At 48.4% G+C, this 22,472-nt stretch carries 13 protein-coding genes and 3 pseudogenes; 12 read left to right on the top strand and 4 right to left on the bottom strand.

Features of this window, described 5'->3' with window-relative positions:
- Positions 1–94 precede the first annotated feature (94 nt).
- From MHH82_RS16255 to MHH82_RS16225, 7 genes and pseudogenes are all read left to right on the top strand, one after another.
- A complete protein-coding gene (locus MHH82_RS16255) occupies positions 95–4,423 on the top strand; it encodes a discoidin domain-containing protein (protein ID WP_340966791.1) in 4,329 nt (1,442 codons plus the stop codon).
- A 29-nt stretch (positions 4,424–4,452) separates the two neighbouring features.
- On the top strand, positions 4,453–8,631 hold the full coding sequence (locus tag MHH82_RS16250; protein ID WP_340966789.1) for a DUF4855 domain-containing protein: 4,179 nt from the start codon (positions 4,453–4,455) through the stop codon (positions 8,629–8,631).
- A 190-nt stretch (positions 8,632–8,821) separates the two neighbouring features.
- Positions 8,822–9,094, top strand: coding sequence for a DUF2277 domain-containing protein (locus MHH82_RS16245; RefSeq protein ID WP_015735421.1), 273 nt, complete (start codon positions 8,822–8,824; stop codon positions 9,092–9,094).
- An 828-nt stretch (positions 9,095–9,922) separates the two neighbouring features.
- Positions 9,923–10,309: pseudogene (locus tag MHH82_RS16240) on the top strand (AraC family ligand binding domain-containing protein); the annotation flags it as partial.
- 138 nt (positions 10,310–10,447) lie between these two features.
- Positions 10,448–10,708 (top strand): annotated as a pseudogene (locus tag MHH82_RS16235) (spore coat protein); the annotation flags it as partial.
- Positions 10,705–10,773, top strand: a pseudogene (locus MHH82_RS16230) (hypothetical protein); the annotation flags it as partial. The pseudogenes MHH82_RS16235 and MHH82_RS16230, both read left to right, overlap by 4 nt.
- A gap of 1,090 nt (positions 10,774–11,863) precedes the next feature.
- Positions 11,864–13,090: a copper amine oxidase N-terminal domain-containing protein gene (locus MHH82_RS16225; protein WP_015735418.1), complete on the top strand. Its 1,227-nt coding sequence runs from the start codon at positions 11,864–11,866 to the stop codon at positions 13,088–13,090.
- Positions 13,091–13,793: 703 nt separating this feature from the next.
- On the opposite strand, the gene MHH82_RS16220 is transcribed toward MHH82_RS16225, so the two are convergent.
- The 3 genes from MHH82_RS16220 to MHH82_RS16210 are packed head-to-tail and all read right to left on the bottom strand — an operon-like array spanning position 13,794 to position 17,086.
- Positions 13,794–14,504 (bottom strand): ABC transporter permease, encoded by a 711-nt coding sequence (locus tag MHH82_RS16220; protein WP_015735417.1) that lies wholly within the window; start codon positions 14,502–14,504, stop codon positions 13,794–13,796.
- Positions 14,479–15,516, bottom strand: coding sequence for an ABC transporter ATP-binding protein (locus MHH82_RS16215; protein ID WP_340966784.1), 1,038 nt, complete (start codon positions 15,514–15,516; stop codon positions 14,479–14,481). Before MHH82_RS16215 ends, MHH82_RS16220 begins: the two co-directional genes overlap by 26 nt.
- A 7-nt stretch (positions 15,517–15,523) precedes the next feature.
- Positions 15,524–17,086, bottom strand: coding sequence for an FAD-dependent monooxygenase (locus tag MHH82_RS16210; protein ID WP_036660490.1), 1,563 nt, complete (start codon positions 17,084–17,086; stop codon positions 15,524–15,526).
- 121 nt (positions 17,087–17,207) lie between these two features.
- Between MHH82_RS16210 and MHH82_RS16205 the strand changes: the two genes are divergently transcribed.
- Positions 17,208–17,870, top strand: a complete 663-nt coding sequence (locus MHH82_RS16205) for a TetR/AcrR family transcriptional regulator (protein WP_015735414.1) — start codon at positions 17,208–17,210, stop codon at positions 17,868–17,870.
- Positions 17,871–17,983: 113 nt separating this feature from the next.
- On the opposite strand, the gene MHH82_RS41660 is transcribed toward MHH82_RS16205, so the two are convergent.
- Positions 17,984–18,184 (bottom strand): S-Ena type endospore appendage, encoded by a 201-nt coding sequence (locus MHH82_RS41660; protein ID WP_353057753.1) that lies wholly within the window; start codon positions 18,182–18,184, stop codon positions 17,984–17,986.
- 157 nt (positions 18,185–18,341) lie between these two features.
- Between MHH82_RS41660 and MHH82_RS16200 the strand changes: the two genes are divergently transcribed.
- The 4 genes from MHH82_RS16200 (at position 18,342) to MHH82_RS16185 (ending at position 22,448) form a co-directional block, all read left to right on the top strand.
- Positions 18,342–18,902, top strand: a complete 561-nt coding sequence (locus MHH82_RS16200; protein ID WP_015735413.1) for a helix-turn-helix domain-containing protein — start codon at positions 18,342–18,344, stop codon at positions 18,900–18,902.
- 221 nt (positions 18,903–19,123) lie between these two features.
- Entirely contained in the window at positions 19,124–20,350 is a 1,227-nt protein-coding gene (locus MHH82_RS16195; protein WP_036660486.1) for a CynX/NimT family MFS transporter, read from the top strand.
- Positions 20,351–20,355: 5 nt separating this feature from the next.
- Positions 20,356–20,787 carry a universal stress protein gene (locus MHH82_RS16190; protein WP_340966779.1) on the top strand — a complete coding sequence of 144 codons (432 nt, stop codon included), beginning with the start codon at positions 20,356–20,358 and terminating at the stop codon, positions 20,785–20,787.
- 668 nt (positions 20,788–21,455) lie between these two features.
- On the top strand, positions 21,456–22,448 hold the full coding sequence (locus MHH82_RS16185) for a LacI family DNA-binding transcriptional regulator (RefSeq protein ID WP_007132617.1): 993 nt from the start codon (positions 21,456–21,458) through the stop codon (positions 22,446–22,448).
- Positions 22,449–22,472 lie beyond the last annotated feature (24 nt).

Below are 22,472 nucleotides of genomic sequence, written 5' to 3'. Positions count from 1 at the left end.
CTCTACTTATAATGAAGTTGCCGCAGCAAATAGCATGGAAGGTCATGCGAGTTGCTTGTGGTAATTCGTGCAAATGACAAAGGGAGGGATATTCGTGGGTTTACGGCAGAGGGTTATTTTTTTAGTCATATTTGTTACCGCTTTCATAATGGTGACCACCCCTTCGGAGAGGTCCAATGCCGCAACAGGGAATATGGCTCTAGGGAAGACGGCTTATTCGTCGTCGAACGAAGTGGATTTTTTCGGACCTGAGAAAGCGGTCGATGGGGGCACCGAACATGCAAGCCGCTGGTCTTCGGACAGAACGGACGATCAGTGGTTTTACGTTGATCTGGGTGAGCCTGTAGAAATCGGAAGAGTAATCATCAACTGGCAGACTCCGGCGGAGCAATATCAAATTCTCGTATCCGACGATGCGGTATCCTGGCGGAACGTATTCGCGGACAACCGCGTGCTCGTCGCGTCCGGGCCGGGTGAAGATACGATCGATTTCGAGCCGACAGTGGCGCAATACGTCAAGTTTCAAGGGGAGACGCGACGTCCTATTGAGGGCGTTTATTACGGATACTCCTTCTGGGAATTCGAGGTATACAAAGGCAGACCGCAACTGCAGCCAATCATGGACGCGGTGAAAAACAGCATCGTCGTCTCCGAAGGGGATACCCTGCTGAATCTGCCCGCTGTACCGGAAGGTTATACGCTGACGCTGGTGAACACGGACAGCTTGCCGGTGATCGACGTGCAGGGCAATATTCATGCGCCGCTTGTCGATACTCAGGTTCAGCTGCTGCTGCAAATCCAGAGCGACAGCGATCCGACATATCTCTTAACGGATAATGCGCTAGTCACCGTACCCGGTCTCTACGAGCAGACGAGCGATCGGAACCCGGAGCCGCGCGTCATTCCTTCTTTGCGTGAGTGGCTGGGCGCAACCGGCGAGTTCCGCTTGTCGGACAAATCCAAAATCGTCATCCGCGCAGATGATGAAGCGGCTCTGCGGGGGACGGCTGACATTTTGCAGCAGGACTTATTGGATTTAACGAAGTTGTCACTGACCGTTGAGGTTGGTTCTCCTCAAGAGGGAGATATCTATTTGATGCTGGATGCCGCGCATATGGGATTGGGGAAAGAGGGATATGAGCTGAATATCGGCGAGTATGCTTCTGTTGCTGCGTCCGAGCAGACGGGTGTCATGTTCGGCACGAGAACGATCTTGCAGCTGCTCGGCCACGCTGCCGATCATAAGGCGATGCCTAAGGGGCAATCGCGCGATTATCCGAAATACCCAGATCGAGGCTTTATGCTCGATGTGGGCCGCAAGTTTTATACGATCGAGTTTTTGCAGGACTATGTCAAGCTGATGTCCTACTATAAAATGAACCGGTTCCAGATTCACCTGAACGATGATGTCGGCGATGTCGGTTACTTCCGTCTGGAGAGCGAGAAATTTCCGGGAGTGACGAGCAAGGACGGCTATTATACGAAGCAGCAATTCAGAGACCTGCAGCTGCTTGGGATGGAATACGGCGTAAACGTCGTGCCGGAAATTGATACGCCGGGCCACTCCGGCGCGTTCATCGCCTACGATTCTCGATTGGGCAGCAACAATCAACTGGATATCCATCGTCCAGAGACGCTCGACTTCATTAAAGCACTGTTTGACGAGTATCTCGATGGCAGCAATCCGACCTTTGTCGGCCCGGATGTGCACGTCGGCACGGATGAATATTTCGGCGACGACAAGGAGGCGTTCCGCAGGTACGCGGATATGCTCCTTAACCACATTAACAGCAAAGGCAAACGCGCCCGTCTATGGGGCAGTCTGTCAGCATACGACGGCACGACGCCGGTCAGCAACAATGCGACGATGGACATCTGGTATGAGCCGTACGGAAGCGCTCAGCAGGCCGTGGAGCTCGGCTACGATATTATCAATACCAATACGAATTTGCTCTACATCGTTCCGCAGCTGTACCGCAGCTATTTGAATTACGATTTTATTTACAACGAGTGGGAGCCCAACGATTGGCTGGAGACGAAGCTTCCTTATGCGCATCCGCAGGTCAAAGGCGGCATGTTCGCGCTCTGGAACGATGTGTCCGTAGAGAAGGGCGTATCCATGGCGGACTCTCATCAGCGGATCTTGCCTTCCATGCAAGTGCTGGCGGAAAAGCTGTGGAGAGGCAACCGCATCGATCGGAACTTCGCAAGCTTCCAGGCGGATGCCGCAAGGTACGTGGACCCGCCGGGTGTTCATCAGTCACACAAGCTTCAAATCGACAATGAGCAGCAACTCGTGCTGGATTATACCTTCGACGAAGGCTTCACGGACCGTTCGGGGAACGGCTTTGACGGCAACGCGGTGAATGCAGGCACAGAGAAGGGAATCTTCGGGCAAGCCGTGAGGCTAAACGGCGGGGCCAGCTACGTGGAAACGCCGCTTCGCACGCTTGGTTTCGGCTGGACGATGTCCATGTGGATCAAACCGGACGCTGACAACCCGCAAGGAGTTGTGCTGCTGGAATCTCCGGACGGACAGCTGAAATACAACATTGGGGGCAGCGGCAAAATCGCCATCACAAAAGAAAATTACGTCAGCGAATTCAATTATAAGCTGCCGACCGATCGCTGGACCCATGTCAGTATGATCGGCGACGACACGGGGACCTCCATCTTCATTAACGGCAGTGAATATACGGCTACTCTCAAAGACGGCTCCAAGTTGGAAACATTCGTTCTGCCGGTAGCCAAAATCGGCAGCGAGACGAATGCCTTTAAAGGCTTGATTGACGAACTCATCGTAAGGAACACCTACTTGGACCTGCATGGAAATCTGGCTTTGCATAAGCAAGCTGAATCATCGCAGCCGGAATCCTCGTCCTACACGGCGGATAAAGCGGTGGACGGCAGAGGGGATACCAGATGGTCCAGCGATTGGGTGGACGATACCTGGTTCATGGTGGATCTAGGTGAAGTGAAGAACATTGATGCTGTATCTATTTTGTGGCAAACGGCATATGGTTCGAAGTACCGCATTCTCGTGTCCGAGGACAAGGAGAACTGGACGAACGTTGTGGAAGACAACAACGGGGAGATTAACGGAAAGCCGGGACGAGTCGTGACTACCTTCCAGAGCACGCCAGCCAGATACGTGAAGTTCGAAGGCGTGTCCAGAGCTACTATGTTCGGCTATTCCTTTGAGGAATTTGAAGTGTACGGCGAGGAATATAAACTCGGCAATCTACGGCCGATCATCGACCTGTTGACGGCTATCGAGGCCGACAAGCTTGTGGAGGACCATTACTCTCCTGAGGGCTGGGCACAGCTTCAGCAAGCGATTGGGCAAGCGACTGCGGCTATTCAAACCGCCCAGCTGTCTCGTCCTGAGGCCGAACAGGCGTATGCAGGGCTGAGCGTTGCGCGTGATCGTCTAACCATCGAAGACGTAATGGATCTGATCGTGCTTAATGTAAACGGAAGTATCGCATCCAACCTTTACCTCCCCCAGAAAGGGCAGCTCGGTACGCGAATCGTCTGGAGCAGCTCAAAACCCGACTACCTGAATGCGAATGGACAGTTGTTGAAACGTCCGTCAAGCGGGTCAGGCGACATGGAGGTCGTGCTGACCGCGACGATCAGCAAGGGAGCTGCATCCGCGGAGAAAACGTTCAAGATCAAAATCAAAGCGCTGCCTGGCTCCGGCGGCGGAGGATGGGTTCCGACTCCAGTAACTCCTGATCCGGAAGAAGGCCAAAACGGCGGTTCGAATCCGGGAGGTGAAGATCCAGGCAATGGCAATGAGAACGGCAGCGGGAACGAGAACGGCAACGGCAACGGCGGGGAGTCCGGCGGATCGACAACGGTTCGGCTGAACGATATTGCGAGCCATTGGGCAGAAGCGTCCATCAAACGGGCGGTTGAGCTTGGATTCGTAACGGGCTACACCGACAAGACGTTCAAGCCGAATAAGACGGTCAGCAGAGACGAATTCGTCGTCATGCTGGTCAAAGCGTTGAAGCTGCAGGGTGCGAACAGTTCGCTGGACTTCGCGGACGCAGGTTCGATTCAAACCTGGGCGAAGCCTTATATTGCGCAGGCCTTGGCATCCGGCCTGATCAGCGGTTATGCGGACGGGACATTCCGACCGAAGGTTTCGATTAGTCGAGCAGAACTGGCAGCAATGATTGTTCGCGGCTTGGGTCTGAAGACTGCGGAAGGGCATGAGCTCTCTTACGCGGACGCGGATCAAATCCCGGCTTGGGCGAAGCCGTACGTGGCAGCAGCCCAGGAGGCGAGAGTGATGAACGGTCGCGGGGTCAACCGTTTCGCACCGGCCGCCTCGGCGACGAGAGCTGAAGCCGTGACCGTTATTCTGAATATGCTTGATGCACTTGGGGAGTTGAAGGAACAGGAGCAGAACTAATTATGCATAGAAAGAGAGCGTGAGATTAGGTGAAAACTAGACGAAGTTTGACTGCTATGCTGCTTGTTCCGGTCATGCTGTTATCGTTAATCTCCTCCGTGTATGCGGAGGAGGCGGGCGGAGAAAGCGCCGGCTTTTATAATCTGTCCCAAGGGAAAACGTACACATGGTCGGAACAGCCGGAAGGCGCTTTTCCGGATGACGGGACGAAGCTGACGGACGGCAATGCCGCCGACCCCTCGCGTGACAGCGGCAACTGGGTAGGCCACCGCAACAAGAAATCCCGTTCGGTTGTGTTTGATCTAGGCGAGCAAAAGACGGTTCAGGAGGTGAGCGCGCGTTTCCTGCACGATTGGCCGAACAACGAAACGCTTGTGCCGCTCACCGTTTCGTTCTACGCGTCGGACGATGGGGTGAGCTGGGGCGTATTGTCTCATAATGCAACTCAGTTGTTATGGGGAGACCAGACCAACATCGAGACATTTGCATGGGACGGCAGCCCTGAAACTGGAGTGGTCAAGCGTGGCGATTATACCGAAGGACTCGTATACGCTCGGTATGTGAAAGTAGTGTTCTCCATGCATCCGAGGGCATGGAGCATGATCGACGAGGTGACGATTACCGGTGCGGATGGCTTGATCGCCGGAGCGCAGCCGGTACAGCCTGAGCCTTACGCCCTCCTGCAGCCTGGAGATGCTACTGGCGGGATTCAAAACCTGGGCTTGCTGTATAACGGACACTACGCGGACGGCACAGGAAATTGGACGAAGGAACGGGCTATCCCTAATATCAGTTATGTGAACGAGCAGGGAGAGCCTGTCGATTGGCTGTTCGACGGCGTGCTGTATCTGGGCTTGACATCGGATAACGGCAGAGGCTTCGGAGCGGCAGAAGCGGCCGGCAAAGCCAGAAAACAGGAATGGGAATGGTATTTGGATAAAACGTTTAACGCTGGCGGCGATATGAGCGCGTTGAACGAGGCGACGGTCGAGGCAGGCGTGAAGCTTGGCGAGCCCAACCATAAGACGAAAGTTGTTCTGATGATTCCAGAACCGGGCGAGTATCAGTCCGACTTCGGCAGCATTGACGGCGAGGATCTGAACTTCGATGTAGGTGCGGTCGGCGATGCCGCATCGCTGGATAACAGGGCCAAAGCGATTCAGTGGTGGGTCGATGAAGTGCAAGCCAGATGGACGGCTGCGGGCTACTCGAACCTGGAGCTCGTCGGCATGTATTGGCTGGAGGAACAAATCAGCACGCATACGACCGGGCCGGAGATGGTCAAGAGAGCGAGCGACATCGTTCATAACGCAGGCCTGAAGCTGTTCTGGATTCCTCATTTTATGGCCTATAAGGCATTCATGTGGAAGGATGTCGGCATTGATGCCGTATCTCTGCAGCCGAACTATTTCTTCGAGAGCTTGGACCCTTCGCGTCTGGAGGATACAGCGGATATGGCGAAGCGGTACGGCATGTCGCTGGAGCTGGAATTCGACGACCGGATGATCAACGACGCCGTCTTCCGCGAGCGGTTCATCGAGTACTTGAACAGCGGCGTGGATACCGGTCTGATGCAGCATGGATATAAAGCTTACTATCAAGGCAACAACGCTGTATACAACGCGGCGAAAAGCACAGACCCTGCTACCCGCGTGCTTTACGATTGGCTATACCAATTCGCTAAAGGCACTTATCAGAAGCAAGACGCTGCTCCGCCTGATGTTGTAGCGCTCATGAACGGGCAGCCGATCTCGGAGCATACGATCGTGCCTGATACGACACAGGCCGCATTCACCTGGACCATTCCGGGAGATGACGGGAGCGGGATCGTTAAAGTTACGGCCAAGTATGACGGCAAGCCTTATACGGAAGGAACTGTTGTAGATCTGACGGGTAAGCCGGGCAAACATGTGCTGGAGCTGACCGTGGCGGCTGCCAAATCCAAGACGGTTAAATTCGTAATAGAAGCTCGTTTAGGCGCTGAAGGCCTATTGGCGCTTGTTGATAAGTACGCGGACAACAAGCAGCTTAGCAATGCCGATACGGTACGCGCTATGCGCAACGCCTTGATCATGATGGAGCGTACGCAAGAGAGCGACCCTGAACAAGCCAGGGACTATTTGCTGGCATTCAATGCGAAGCTGGAAGAAGCTAAAGGCCTTGAGTTTGTAACGGAAGGCGCTTATACGGCGCTGAAGGAAGGCGTGTATTACGAGGCTGGCAGCATCGCACAAGATAAAGAAGCAGAGGCATCCTCGACGGAAACCGCAGGTCTGGAGCCTGCGAAGGCGTTGGACGGCGCCCCGGCCACGCGTTGGGCAAGCGAAGTGCGCGATACGGCTTGGTTCCAGGTTGATCTGGACAGCCAGCAAACATTCGATACGATCCGCATCGATTGGGAATATGCGCGCGCGGACCAATACCGCCTGAGCGTCTCTAATGATAAGCAAACGTGGGAGCCCTTGAAAGTCGGCAACAATGGCGTGGTTAAAGCTGCCGACGGCAAGAACACCCTGGTATTCCCGGTAACGACGGCAAGATACATCAAGTTCGAGGGATTGAATCGGGCAACGTTTTACGGTTATTCCTTCTATGAATTCGGCGTGTACGATCTTGCTCCGCAGCAAGAACTAAAGACGTTGGACGGCATACAAGCCGCTGTTGACGCTTCCACGAAGAAAGTCACGATTGACGGTCTGGTCATGAACGGCAAGAAAGAACATTTGTATGTGAAAGTGCTTGACCCAAAAGGCAACATTCAATATACCGGTCAGACGGGCACTGAGGATGACGGAAGCTTCCGCATCGCCTTTACGTTGACCGGAGAAGAGCAAGGGAAGTATACGGTCGAGCTTGAATCGGATGACATGACGATTCCCGAGCTGGTAACCTTCGAATACCGCAAGGCGCCTACGAGTGGTGGAGGCAATGGAGGCGGCGGTGGAGGCAGTGGTGGTGGCAGCGGTGGTGGCAGCAGTGGAGGCAGCGGCGGAGGCGGTCAGGCGCAAGATCCGTATACCTTACAAGCGGACGGTTCAGTTAAAGCCGTGCTTGTCCCGACGATGAACGGCCAGCAGGCTGCCGCTGCGGTCGGGGCGTCGGATCTGAATGCCGCCATTCAGAGGGCAGTGGCCGACAGCAAAGGTAATAAACATGTTCATGTTGAATTGAAGTCGTCGAACGCGGCTGGGAGCTATGCTTTGGAGCTTCCGGCGGCTAATCTGACAAACCAGTCTAATCTGATTCTGCATATCTCCACGCCGTACGCTCAGCTTGTTTTGACTGGTGACATGCTGGCAGGAGTCAAGGAGAATGCTGGAAAGCTGCTCGTAATCGTAAACGATTATGCGGGCGAGTATCGCAGTAACGAAGCGGCCGGGCGGATCGGCAACAGGCCAATCCTAGAAGTTGCATTGCAACTGGACGGTGAAGCTCTGTCTTGGAAAAATGCGAAGGCACCGATTTCGATTGCCATTCCGTATTCGCTTCAAGCGGGAGAGCAAGCTGCTGATCTGCAAGCTTTCGAGTTGATGGGCGACAGCGCGGCGGCAATTAATGGCGCGTCTTATGACAAAGACAAGGATATGCTGCGATTCTCCATCGACCATGTCGGCGTCTATGCTATCGGCGGCAAGAAACCGGCTGCATTTACCGACCTTGGCAAGCATGAATGGGCGCGCGAGGCGATCGAGAAGCTGGCGGAAAGAGGCATCGTCAAAGGCACCTCGATCGAAAAAGGTACGTTCAGCCCCGCAAATCAGGTAACGCGAGCTGATTTTATCTTGATGCTGGTGAACATGCTTGACCTCCGTGCCGAAATCGCCTCGACGTTCGCCGATGTGAAGCCGAATGATTATTACTACGATGCGGTGTCCATCGCCAAGCAATTGGGAATCGCTTCGGGAGTGAACGAAGTTAACTTCGCTCCTCGTGATTCAATCAGCCGCCAGGATGCTATGGTTATGCTGACCCGAGCGCTGCAAACGACGGGGGCAATAAAGCCGTCCGCATCCGGTGGGGCGCTTGAGGGCTTCCGTGATGCGAGCCAGATTGCGCCATATGCTGCGGACAGCGTGGCAACGATGTTCGAGTATGGGCTGGTTACGGGCTCTAACGGCTACATGAAGCCAAAGAGTACGACCAGCAGGGCTGAAGCGGCGACGTTCTTGTATCGCGTTCTTCAATTAATCGAGGGGCAGCAACAGTAGAAGCGGGAACAATTGATTTAAGCACATTCCGATTAGCGCAGCAACGCGCCCGGGGTGTGCTTCTTCGACGATACAGAATAAAACTTCGTAAACGGAGGGATGAGAGGTTGAAGAACTACTTGAATGAACAAACTATGTTATGCTGGATACAACTAAGTGCGTTCATTTCAAGAAAGGGGTTTAAAATGCCATGTGCCGAAATATCAAGACCTTATTCAATTTCGACCCGCCTGCGACGGATGAAGAAATTCAGGCTGCAGCGCTGCAATTCGCAAGGAAGCTCTCGGGGTTTAACCGTCCTTCCAAAGCGAACGAAGCGGCGTTTAACCAAGCGGTGCAAGAGTTTACCGTCGTTGCACGGCAACTGCTGGATTCTCTGGTGACTCAAGCCGAACCCCGCAATCGAGAGGTCGAGATCGCTCGGGCCCGGGAACGAGCCGCTAAGCGATTCGGGGAATCATAATCGGGTATAGACGGAATTGCATTAAAGGTACCTAGCTTTTTTGGAAACTCGATCGTTTTGACTCCTGAACGTAAAACGCTGTCGGAAGTATTGAAACTCCGCCTAAATCTTCATTGTTTCCACCGACAAAAGAGGACGTTTAACATGAAATGCCAGACGGGGGTTAATTGTTACCATTCGAGATCTCTCTCAAGTATTGTATGGGTGGGAGAATGTTATCAAGTTCTGTCGAGAGACAAGATCAAGGTCCCAAAGGAAGTCGCTTATTTAGCGACTTCCTTTGTTTTATAGGTACAAGTTCTTGTCCCGAGTCGAGGACAAGAACTTGTACCTATTACCGTAATGGACATGAAATTGGTCCGATTACCGATATGATGACTATCTAATCAGCTTGTTATTCTAAACATGATTTTGTATTATACGTGTTTTTTGATATCGTTGTCGCACATTATCACAGAGCTGCTGGGAACAATCAGTTTAAGCCACCCCAAATAAGTTGGAGGAAGTGCATGAAATGTTTAGGATCAGCGGCGATTCTCTCAGTGATCCCATCGCCCGGAAGCCTACGGACGACCAGTTGGAATGGTCCTGAAAAGTGGCTGCCGCGCAGAAACTGGTGAGTATGATTAATATGCCAAGGGTGTGGAGAGAAGACCGGACAAATAAGAAGTCTGATGGATGGAATCGGCCTGCGTTACTCGCCTATGACTCTTATCGATGGGGTAGTATTGACCGGGCTCAAGGTGTAACGACCATTCGCTTTGGAGTCTTGAAAATCCTTGTTGTACTTGAATCTTAAGTATATTCTTGAAGAAAGGAGGTGGCCAGATGGAGAAGAAACGTTCCACCAAATATAACACACCAAAGGATTCACGTTTGCTTGAATCAGACAAAGAAATTCGTTTTGAGCTTCCTTACGAGACCGAATTTGAAAATTTATCTTATATCGGAGTCGTTTTATACGAAACATGGCATGTGCCCGGTCACCATCATGAACATTTTGAACTGTGTTATGTGGAAAGTGGGCAAGGGTGGTTTACGATAGACGGATCTTACTACACGGTTAGTCAGGGAGATCTTTTTATAACGAAACCAGGCGAAAGTCATCAGGGAGCTGCCGCTGGAGGCTTGCCGTTTAGGTTGTATTACCTTGGCTTTAATCTCGAGCAGATGAGAAGCTTGGAAGTGGAATATTACAAAATCGGTTTTAATCGGGTGGAGAAGGACGAAAATGGTCTCATAAAAAGCATATTCGATAACATTTTTGAAGAACTGCGCATGAAAATCTTTTTAAGTAAACCGATGGTACAAGGATTGTTTATCCAATTGCTTGTCTCCATAGCACGAATCTATAAGGCGGCTTCACCGGATGTAAGAGCCCTGCTGCACAATCATCTTAAGCAGGGGATTGCAATGCACCAAGAAATCACGGAGCTCATGATTCGCAAAAAATGGTTCCATCCTTACGAACTGAACGAACAGTACCAACTCGACCAGCTTTCAGCGAAAAATACAGTGATGATCGGACAGATGAATTTGTTCCCGGATGATACGTCGCGTAAAGGGATGTTTGATCGGACCCCAGATGAACATATTGGAGGACATAAAGCATGAAGGCGGTAACCTATCAAGGGATTAAAAATGTCGTGGTCAAAGAGGTGCCGGATCCGAAGATTGAAATTCACAAGCTTTGGAGAGGGCCCGGCAGCAATTGACCCAAGCAGAGGAATTTTTAGATCAAGCGCAAACTTCAGCAAATGCATTACGTCTGCCTGACCAACGATAAAACGGTTTTGGCACAGATAGGCTTGGCATAGAGTCTTCTTTTTCGGATACAGTAGAGTCAGGCTTACTAATGTCGAGGTATGGTCGTCTGTCTATATCCAGTATATCCCGATGAGATTTTCCGAACTTACGCCGATACTTTCCGCATGGGCAAATGACCTGCGTAGATGCTCAGAGGAACGTATTTGCCTTAGACACGGTGAGTTTCCGTCAAAAGGCTTCGGCTTTTGACGAAGCTTTTTGTTTTTTGAGCTGTCTCAGACATTTTCAAAAAACTTTATCGAAACCGGATATGATTAAGCAGTGGAGCTCAATTTATACAATTTGCCAGACATTGATCACTTTTTTGGGAAAAATCCCCTTTCAGTAGACAAGAGAAAAAAGACATCTGTTAAGATGGACTTAATCTTGCCTAACGAATGAAGGGGATTTTTTCATGGATAAAAAAGAAAAGGACAAGAACATGTGCCGATGTGTCCCAAGCTGATCCGTCTACCCAGTAACCGTGTCGCCAATCACATTTACCGTGGGGAATGGGGACAGCGTGTTTATGGAGCGCTTGCCGAAGGTAGGAGTCTGCTTGAAGCTGCGAACGTTCGTAAGACGGACCATCCGGGAGTGCGGCCCTCAGGTACCTTTCCGAGCATGAAGCTTTGGGATCACGGTGATTTTAAAGTATCATTTATATTGGCATTCACACTACTCTTTGAGGTAATAGTAGTGAATAATAAAAGTTATTCTCTTTCCCAGTTGTAGCCCTTAGTATTTCGTTGGTAATGGGGCGGGCTTACGCCTTTGGGCCTGGGAAAATTTATCAATTACGATAAGCGAGATTTATGTATAAGCCATCCTTTATTTCAAATTCTGCAAATCGATCGAGCCTGTTGATCTTGTTACCAATTATTACATACCTTATAATCTCATTATGTGACAATGCGTGCACAGTAAGAAAAAGAACAAATTCAAAAAGATAGGAAATCACCCATGAGAAAATTGCTAGTATGCACGTTAGCTATCATGCTAAGTTTAGCTGCGTTTACCCCCGCTATTTACGCTTCTGAAGTCCAAGTATCCGTGGATGGGCGTGATGTACAATTCCCGGATGAGCACCCATATGTCGATCAGAGATCCAACCTTACGATGGTTCCACTTGCTTTTTTATCCGACAAGCTTGGAGCTGCTACGAAATGGGACTCAAAATTAAAACAAATCACGATCTCGCTTAACCGTGACACTGTTATTTTGGTGATTGGCGATCATCATGCACTGGTGAACGGTAAAAGAGTAGACTTTGAAGGGTCGGCAGTGCTCAAAAACGGCCGCACGATGGTTCCGTTGCGTTTTATAAGTGAAGCCCTGCATGCTAATGTGGAGTGGCAGCCCACGCGCAATCTGGTGAGCATTATGACCTCCGTGGCCAATGTTCCGAAAGGAACATGGATATGGGACAGTCACATCATCAAACAGGATCAAGAGAAAATTATAAGCTTCGCAAAAATGAAGGGTGTGACATCTATTTACCTTCAGGTGAATAGAGATATCGATCCAGCGATATATGAAGGTTTTATACGAAAAGCCAAAAGCGAAGGAATTCAAGTGGAAGCACTTGAGGGGCGTCCCGAATGGGTCTATAAGTCTAAGCAGGAGGATATTCGAAAATTCATCACGTGGGTTAAAACCTATAATTCCTTTGTTGGCCCGGAAGCAAGTTTTACAGGACTGCATTTCGATATTGAACCTTATGCGCTAAGCGAATGGACAAAGGACAACAAGGCGATTATTGAAAGCTGGATGGACAATTTGAGACTGATCGAGAAAGAAACCAGAGGGAGCGGCTTGAAAATTGCTATCGATGTTCCGTATTGGCTGAATACGATTAATGTTCCGGGGAAGGATTACAGTATGAGCGCATGGATGCTCGAGAAGTTCGATTGCCTCGTCATAATGAATTATCGGAATCATGCATTAGGCAGCAATGGAATTGTGGGAAATGCGCAGGCCATGCTGAGAGAAGCATCCACTCTGAAGAAGAAAGTTGTTGTTGCTGTAGAAACGGTCAAAAGCACAGAGGGTCCGCGGGTCTCATTCTATTCCATGAGCAATGAAGTGATGGAAAAGGAGCTTCAAACTGCCCATAATCAATTGGCTCGCTACGCAAGCTATGCCGGCTTTGCCGTTCACGATTTTAAAAGCTGGCAGGACATGAAATAAGCAGCTGGTGTTTATCTAATTGTCAGACGTTTAAGTTGAAGGGCATCAATACGGCTTGCAGATCGGGGAGAACTTTACCGCATATGCCATAGCTCAGAGCACTCCCAAATAATTAAGCTAACGGTGTCGAGGGACAAGAACAGGATCCCATAGAAAGTCGCTATAATAGCGGCTTTTTTGTATTATCGGTATAAGTTTTACAATTTTAAATGAAGAAGGAGAAGTTGATGAAATTAGATTTTTCCCCATAGACGAACTACCATCTCCTGTCATATTTCACTGTACAAAGGATAAGAGATGCAGTCCATTTCCAAGGTAAGGTCTTTACGAGAAATACGTACGTAATTATGTAATAGGCGATACAAAAGGACATTAAAAAGAAAATGGCACCCTTTGGGTGCCGCTTGAGCGTGTTATGGTTTTAATAACTGTTATATTTTATCCGGGGGATTATGTCTTTAACACCGTCGAAGACGCTGAGTTTAAGGCTCAATTACTCAACACCGCCAGTTCAAGCAGGATCGGAGATCAGGTCGACTTCGGCAATCCTCACGTGACTACTCGTAAATTTAAGACTTCCTTTGCTTTCACCCCTCGAACCCGGTGACGTGCCCTGCTTGCAAGCTACCTTGTCTCGGCTTCCGATTTTCCTACAATAGTCTCCTTCCAAATGTATTTCTATTCAGAAGTATTTTCTAGTTAATCATCGTTGCTCCCTGTTTTGCAACCATTTAAACGTCCCAATGAAGCCTGCCAGTCCTATTAAAAATACTAGAAAATAACTGGTTTCTGCCAAGGGAAATGATGCGATGCCGTTTTCCTGCAAATGCAAAGCAGGTACAGACCAGGGGAGATACTTGCCAATGGCAGTGGGACCGAATACCAATGCCAGCATTAAAGTTGTAAAAGCAAAGCCGATCGGCACCAGATAACCGCGCGATATACAGGCCAGTAGGGCAAGAGGCGCACTTAATAATAGGTGGAGAGCACCAATGATAAGTATCAGAAACAAATAATGTTGTACAATCGCAAACGAAAAGCCGGGAAGTCCAATAGCAAAACCAAGTATTAAGGCATAAGCAAAGCTGATCAACATCATTACCAAACACCAGAATATAATTGCGACATATTTGGCAATCGCTATTTTACCGCGCGATATAGGCAAAACGAGCAAATCCTTGAGCGTCCGATCAGAATACTCGCGGCCAAATGTCCAGCTTGTCACCAATCCAAACCCCAGCAGCCCAAACACGGATGCATACAAAAACGCAGTTCGTTCAAAAAAAGAAGGCCAATCGGGCTGTCCCAAGAACAACGTGATGACAAACAATATAAACAGAAGCGTGCCCCATAAAACAAAGGATCGACGCAATTTGTAAACTTCAACGCTACAGGCTGTCAGCAATGGTCTCATTCCGTTTTCCCTCCTGGGCTCCGATCACTTTGAGAAAATAATGTTCCAAATTCTCTTCTTCAATGTTAAGCATCGTGAGCGGCACTTCATGCTGAGCAAGCAATTTCGCAATATGTTCGGGATGCTTCACGGCATGATCATCCGGTAGTGCAAGGCAGTTATTTGAAGTCGAATGTACCGCATACCCGGAGTCTGAAAGAATAGCTTGAGCCTTCCGAGCATCCTTCGTATCGATCATCAACTGCTTTCGGCGGATGGTTTCAAAGTCTTTTGTTGTCAGTTCTTCAAGCAATACGCCTTTGTGAATAATGCCGATTCGAGAAGCCATTTTGGACATTTCCTCAAGGATATGGCTCGATATAAACACGGTAACCCCTTGTTGAGAAGCTAGAGCTTTCAGCATCTCCCTTATCTCGACAATTCCGGCTGGGTCAAGTGCATTAGTTGGCTCATCAAGAATCAGAACGTCCGGCTTATGAATTAACGCTTTGGCCAATCCAAGTTTCTGCCCGTTACCGAGTGACAAATCTCTTGCCTTACTATCCGCATATTGGGTCAAATTCAATTGCTCCATAATTTCGTCAACTGCCCTCGGAACCGGTAATCCTCGCAACCTGGCCATCAAACTCAAGTTTTCCCTAACCGTAAAGTTAGGGTAGGCATAAGGAACTTCCACCATGTAACCTACTCGTTTCGACAAATCGGGATTCCCATTCGCCCAGCGCTGACCAAACAAATACACTTCTCCGGAAGAAGGCTTACTCATTCCGAGAAGAGCTCGGATGGTTGTCGTTTTTCCTGCGCCATTCAACCCCAGGAATCCATAAATTTCTCCTTTTTTAACAGAAATCGAAACGCGATCTACAATGACTTTATTTCCGTATTGCTTTGTCAGGTTAACGGTTCGAATAATTTCTTCCATAGTAACAGTCCTTCCATAACCTAAATTAAACGAATATAAGACTGGCAGCGATATGAGATGTTGTAAAAGAATTCCGCCGGCCTTGTCCAAATCAGTTTTAGCGATAAATGAAATTCAAGTAATTCAAGATCGATGCGGTATCATCAATGGAGGTACGCAGTGCGATGTAACCGTCGGGACGAATCAATACGAGTTCTTCGCTTGCCACATCGTAAATTCGATAGGCATTCCCTGCTGTGTCGATTATGCCTTCCGCTCCCTCCACATGCGATGGCAGGATGGAATGCACATGGAGTTCGTCGTAGGTGAAGTTCTCCAAAGAAAGATGATCTGTGCGGTTTACAAAAGCCAAAAGCGTCCAGTGTGGGCCGCGCAACAGGTCAAATACACTTCCTGCAAACCCTGTACCTTGCAGACCCTCGGCATTAGGAGCACGATCCCCGGGCAATGAACGGATAGCATTCGTTCGAGCAGACGGTTGGGTAAGCGAACTTGACCGATAGGAAATGAGAAGCCCGCTCGTCAGATCGTCGGATATGGTGCTCAAGGATTGGGATAACGCTCCGCGTTCAGTCGCCTTTCCTATTACATCGTGCATCTTCTTCGTGCTGTCCTCAAGCACGGCTTGAGCCACTGGGCGGCGCTCCTCATCGTATGTGTCGAGCAAGGCGGTGTCCGCTCCGTGTATGACAGTCTCCAGCTTCCAGCCGAGGTTGTACGCGTCCTGCATCCCCGTATTCATGCCTTGACCGCCGGCCGGCGAATGAACATGAGCAGCATCGCCGGCAAGGAAGACCCGGCCGTTGCGGTAGCATTCAACCATACGGACGTTCACCCGGTAGATGGAAAGCCAGGAAGCATCCGTGATCCGAACAAGTCCTGCCCCGGCCCGGCGGTCAAACATGGCTTGATACGCCTCTAGTGATGGCTGCTCAGGTTCTTCGATATCTGCCGGAATTGTAGCCTGCAGCTGCCAAATATCGGATTTCGGCAGTGGTGTCACCCCGACCATCCCCTCCGAAGATGTCCAGATATGAATATGATCGCGATCCAACCCTTCCAATCGTACATCGCCAAGATACCATCGCTCCTGATCGTGTGTTTTCCCAACCAGCGGTAAGTGAATAAACTTGCGGATATTGCTTTTGCCCCCGTCAGCGCCGACGACATAACAAGCGCGAATTTGCTCTTCTCCTTGAGGTGTATTCATGGTTACCGTCACACCATCCAAATCCTGTTCAAGCCCTACAGCTTCCACGCCCAACTCGACTTGACCGCCAAGCGCCGCATAGCGGCCGCGCAATGCTTTTTCCACATCATACTGAGCAATCCAGACCGGATCACGATAGGGTGTCTCCAGTTCGGCGCTGGCTGCAACGGTAATAGCAGGCTTGTCGACACTCCTGCCATCTGCGGTATAGTAACGAACAGGCAAATCCACAACACCTGTGTCCATAATGTAATGAACGGCCTCCAAATCATCGACGACCTCAAGCGAGCGGGGCTGGATTGCTTTGGCGCGAGACGCTGCGTTATATAAGGCGCTTCGTTCTATAATACGATGGTCGACGTTTCGACGGGCAAGGTCGCAGGCAAGTGTAAGCCCTGTTGGTCCGGCACCGACAATGAGAACATCAACAAAAGACTGCACGGTTGTCATGGATAAAATCCTCCTTGATCATTGATTGTGATATGTTGCATTGATTATACTACACCGTGCAGTGTAGTTTGTAAAGTGGAACTCATTTTTGATAGTATACCTGTAGGGGGGAAACGTAAGCATGGATAATACGGAAAACAAAAAAATCCGCAAAGGCTCTTCAGACAAACGAGCTAAAATTATTGCAGCGGCACGGGATCTGTTTCTTTCAGATGGGTTTGATCGCTCCAGCGTCGATGCGGTCGCAGCTAAAGCGGGGGTTTCCAAGAGGACCGTTTATGATTATTATGGCGACAAACAGAACTTGCTGCTTGCTGTTGTGGAAGAAACCAGTCGGGCGGTTCTGGACATGATCAAGCAAGGGATATCAGACTACCTCTGGGAATTCGAGGATCTGGAGGAGGCGCTCATCTTATTCTGCGAACAATTCGTAGCTTCGGCGAACGGTTCGTCCGATTACAGTGCTTTGATCCGTCTGGTTACAATGGAAGCCGCCAACCTGCCAGCCTCGTTTTTAGAAAAGCTGGATAGCGCAACGGAAGAGGGGATTATCAGGAGGTTTACCGAGTTTGGACAAACCGGACTGCTCGATGTGCCAGATCCTGTAATGGCTACAAAGCACTTCGCTGCCTTAACGTTTTTATTGGTATTTGATCAACCGAGAAAAACCGGGACATTAGAGGAGGAACAACTAACCAAACGTATCATCACTGAAGGCGTACGCGTCTTTCTTTGCGCTTATGGAAAACGCACCGTTCAAAACGAAAATCAACCATCATACTGATTGGAATTTTGCTAAACGATAAAAGATTGGTAGGGCCACCAATTTAACGTAAATATACATTAAGGACGTGTGGGCATTTCAAAACTGATTTCCAAGTAAATGACCGCTAATGTTCAGAGAATGTTGGCGGATCCAATATAAAAACAGAGCGAAGTCCCATTTGGAGGGATCGCTCTGTTTTTTATGTCCGAAAGCGTGAGGTGATACAGATCTCGCCTGTCGCCGGTGTCGGCTGTGGCCCCTGCAGCTGTAATTTGTATGGAGTTAAAGTTAGTTTTGGTAAAGCTCAAGCTCGAACCGGGGTCAACCTTCAACTTTTATCGAGATTTTATTTTATATTGAACTTGTGAACAATTTAAGTACGTAAGGGAAGTATGGAAATCCACTGGACTTACAAGTGGTATCGTATGGAAAAGAATCTAGATTAACAATATACTAGCTATAACAGTTTATTGTTGAGGTGAATATTAAATGGATGAAGTCAATGAATCAAAACAAATTGTATTACAAATGGGCGGTGCCTTGAAAAAGTACAGAAAAGAAAAAAATATGAGCTTAGACGATTTAGCGGAAATAACGGGCGTAAGCAAACTTACTCTGGGGAATATCGAACGTGGCGAAACAAATCCAACTTTAGCGATTATTTGGAAAATTTCAAAAGGCATATCTTTACCGCTATTTGCTTTGTTCAAATCAGAGAACCCTGTTAGTTTGTATCGAGCAGGCGAAGGACTACGGTTTTCTAATGATGAAAAAAATTGGATCATTGAACCAGTCTTTAAAAGCAACGATATGGAAATGTGTCGGGCATACCTACAGCCAAATAGCTCGTATTACCCTGAAGGTCATCATGTGAATACAACTGAAATCGCGACAGTAATGACTGGCTCCATTGAAATTCAAGTCAATGAAGAGATTTATACATTGAATCAATATGATACGATCAGTTTTCGTGCAGATTGTCCTCATTCTTATACCAATCATACGAATAGCGAAACAGTGCTCCATATATCCTTAAAATATGGTTTCTAAAAGTCTATAAATTCTACTTATTAAATACAACTCCGAATTCATGGCGGGAATTCAGAGTTGTTTTTTTATTGTCAGATGAGATTTGGTATATTTCAAAATATTTATTGTTAAATTTAATATATTATAATATACTTTTGTTGTTCGCGCGAATGTTATAGCAAAATTTTTTCAATCAGCAGGTAGCAAATAATACGTAAGAATTCAGGAAGGAGAAGTGAAGAATGCCGAACAAACCAAAAAACGTACCGTCCTCTATAGGGCTGATTATTCTCGGCATTATTGTTATCGCAGCTAATTTACGTACTCCCTTAACCTCAGTCGGTCCTTTAGTGAGTTTTATAAGGGATGACGTTCATATTTCAAATACATTAGCAGGCCTGATCACAACGGTACCCTTGCTTGCCTTTGCTTTATTATCGCCTCTAGTACCTAAGTTAGGACGAAGATATGGGGTTGAGCGTATCATTTTGATTGCCCTAATCTTTCTGACTGTTGGTATTGTAATACGATCTTTATCTGGCGCAGTTAATCTGTTTATTGGAACAGCAGTTCTTGGATTCGCCATTGCCATATGTAATGTATTATTGCCAAGTATAATCAAACGGGATTTCCCAAATAAAATTGGCTCCATGACAGGAGTTTACTCCATTTCAATGAATTTATGTGGAGCAATCGCATCGGGAATCAGTGTACCGCTAGCCGTGAACGCAGGGCTAAAATGGCAGGGAGCATTGGGAATATGGGGGATTCTAAGCTTTGTATCGATCCTCTGTTGGTTACCCCAATTAAGAAATCAAGCGAATCAAACAGCCAAGACAAGTCAAAAGATGGTCAGCAACGATGTGAATGTTTGGCGATCCCCGCTTGCTTGGCAAGTAACCTTGTTTATGGGTATACAGTCTATGGTTTTCTATGTATTGATCGCATGGTTGCCTGAAATTTTAAAGCAGCAAGGAATTGACTCCAACCAATCTGGATGGTTCCTCTCGATCATGCAGTTAGCGATGCTTCCATTTACCTTTATTGTCCCTGTTATTGCCGGGCGTATGTCTAGCCAACGATTGTTAGTGGTCATCACAACCGTTTTGCTTTTGACGGGGACGCTCGGACTTCTTTACGGAAGCTCCAATGTCATTCTGTTGTGGATCATCATACTCGGAATTGGTGGAGGCTTCGCTTTTAGTTTGGCCATGATGTTTTTCGGGTTACGCACTGAAAATGCGCATCAAGCAGCGGAACTGTCTGGCATGGCCCAATCGGTCGGATATCTTCTTGCCGCAATCGGTCCAGCCCTTATAGGATATCTGCACGATGCAACAAATAGTTGGAACCTGCCACTTTTCATTCTTCTTGGGGCTTCGGTCTTACTCTTTTTAGTTGGTATAGGAGCAGCGAGTAATCGTGTTGTAGGTAGTCGAGATGGTTACGAACTGCCACGGAAAGGATGATAACTATGTTTGACAAAATTATGGTGGCCATTGATAAATCTGAAATAACGGACAAACTCCTTGATGCAACCGTTGAAATAGCCCAAAATAAACAAACTCAAGTTACCTTGGTTCATGTCAGCCAGGATTATGTGGCAAATGGCATGACATATGTACCAGAGAATTTTTTGGAAGACATACTGAACGAAATGGAAAAAGCGAGTTGGAAACTGTTGCACCAAGCCAAATCTAAATTAAAGTCTGCGGGGATTAACCCGGAAACAATTCATCTAAAGGGAGATCCTGGGCATGAAATATTGAATTATGCAAGGGATACCGAGCAGCAACTTATTATTATCGGAAGCCGTGGGCTAAGGGGCGTAAAAGAAATGATGCTTGGAAGTGTCAGCCACAAGGTTTCACAGCTATCAAGTTGCCCAGTCCTCATTGTACATTAACTCCTTTGGGAACTGCTGAGATGCGCGCTCGAAGAAATGCGAAATGCTATTAATAATATGGATAAATATGACACAAAGTTTACCATTTTGGTCGGAGTTAATGACACTAAATCACCCCTTTGGGATGATCCTGAGTTTGCTCGCCTATGACTCCGCAAGCGTGCTGCTCCTCGTGGTGACCTGCAAGAACTTCGCTAGCAACATTAAAGCATACCACAGTTGACTACTTCCCGTTCTCTCGGTATGGAACATTGCGTCATCCTTGTTCTTGGCATGCGCAACGCTTGATCGTAAAGTTGAAGTGTAACGAATCATAAAACTTAACCTTTGGGAAACTGTCGTCACGGCAGTTTCCTCTTTTTTTGTATTGGGGGTCGATGACTGCGCCAAAACTCCGAGGCAGGTTGTCGGAGATATAGGTTAACATACGATTCGTTTCACTTAAATTTCACCTCTTGTTCACCAAAATAAAAATTCGAGGAATTGTCTGGCTGAATTCGAATAACCCTTGGTATACAAGCGTTTATGCAAGAATACGAGCATGTTCAAAAATATATTAAAGCGGTTACAAAAAAATCTTGACGATGTCATTTTTCTCCATTATGATAGCGTTAAGTGAAACGTTTCAATTGATTTATATAAGTATGAGAGAAGAAGGAGTCACGTGAATGGCAACTATGAAGGATGTAGCCAAAGCGGCGGGGGTATCCTTGTCGACCGCATCATACGCAATCAACGGCAGCAGCAAGATCAGCGAAGCGACAAGAGCGAAGGTCATAGAAGCGGCCAAACAGTTGAATTATCAAAAGAACGGTTTGGCGACTGACCTGAAGCGGAGCAGCACGAAGACGATTGCGCTGATTTTAAGCGACATGTCCGGTCCGTATTATTCGGAGTTGATCCGAGGGGTGCAGGAAGTCGCGCTCGAGAACGGTTACGACCTTATTGCCTGCAGTTCGTTCGGCGGCAACGAATCGACCGCGATTAAATTTCTGAGAGAGAAGCGAGTAGACGGCGTCATCATCTCGGAACACAATCTCCATGACGAAGCGATTTTGCAATCCGCACGCAAAGGCTTCCCGATCGTCGTGCTTGACCGGTACCTCAAGGGCGATTATATCTACAATGTTCTTGTCGATAACGAGAAAGGCGGCTATATGGCGACGGAGCTGCTGATCAAGAACGGCTGCAAGCAAATCGCGTACATCAGCAGTTCAAGCAATTCCTATGATCACAAGCTGCGTTACAAAGGGTATTTGCAAGCTTTAAGCGATTACAATCTCGAATGCACATCCAACTTGAATATCAACGGAAGATTTACGATCGATGGCGGCTATATGGCAACGAAATTGCTGATCGGCCAGCGCCAGCTCCCGGATGCGATTTTTTATGCGAACGACGAGATGGCGGCAGGCGGCATTAAAGCTTTCCAAGAGGCCGGTATCCGGGTTCCCGACGATATTTCGATCGTCGGCTTCGACGATATTTTCCTCGCCGAGCACATGAACCCGCCGCTCACGACAATCCGTCAGCCCAAGTACGAGATCGGCTCGCTAGCTGCCCACCTGATTGTGCAGCTATTGGACGGCCTCGAGCTTGAGCATGAGTATGTACTGTCGACGGAGCTGGTCGTGCGAAGATCCTGCAAGCTTCGCTACTAGGCCTTCGCAAAGTTAAAGTGAAAG

This window comes from Bacillus sp. FSL K6-6540 (assembly GCF_038007545.1).
The sequence above is the reverse complement of the archived record's forward strand: the minus strand, read 5'-3'. Positions and strand labels throughout refer to the sequence as shown.

Bases quoted from the DNA above. Each gene is read 5' to 3' on its own strand.
- MHH82_RS16245 (WP_015735421.1), top strand. From the start codon at position 8,822: ATGTGCCGAAATATCAAGACCTTATTCAATTTCGACCCGCCTGCGACG.
- MHH82_RS16225 (WP_015735418.1), top strand. From the start codon at position 11,864: ATGAGAAAATTGCTAGTATGCACGTTAGCTATCATGCTAAGTTTAGCT.
- MHH82_RS16220 (WP_015735417.1), bottom strand. From the start codon at position 14,504: ATGAGACCATTGCTGACAGCCTGTAGCGTTGAAGTTTACAAATTGCGT.
- MHH82_RS16210 (WP_036660490.1), bottom strand. From the start codon at position 17,086: ATGACAACCGTGCAGTCTTTTGTTGATGTTCTCATTGTCGGTGCCGGA.
- MHH82_RS16205 (WP_015735414.1), top strand. From the start codon at position 17,208: ATGGATAATACGGAAAACAAAAAAATCCGCAAAGGCTCTTCAGACAAA.
- MHH82_RS16200 (WP_015735413.1), top strand. From the start codon at position 18,342: ATGGATGAAGTCAATGAATCAAAACAAATTGTATTACAAATGGGCGGT.
- MHH82_RS16195 (WP_036660486.1), top strand. From the start codon at position 19,124: ATGCCGAACAAACCAAAAAACGTACCGTCCTCTATAGGGCTGATTATT.
- MHH82_RS16190 (WP_340966779.1), top strand. From the start codon at position 20,356: ATGTTTGACAAAATTATGGTGGCCATTGATAAATCTGAAATAACGGAC.
- MHH82_RS16185 (WP_007132617.1), top strand. From the start codon at position 21,456: ATGGCAACTATGAAGGATGTAGCCAAAGCGGCGGGGGTATCCTTGTCG.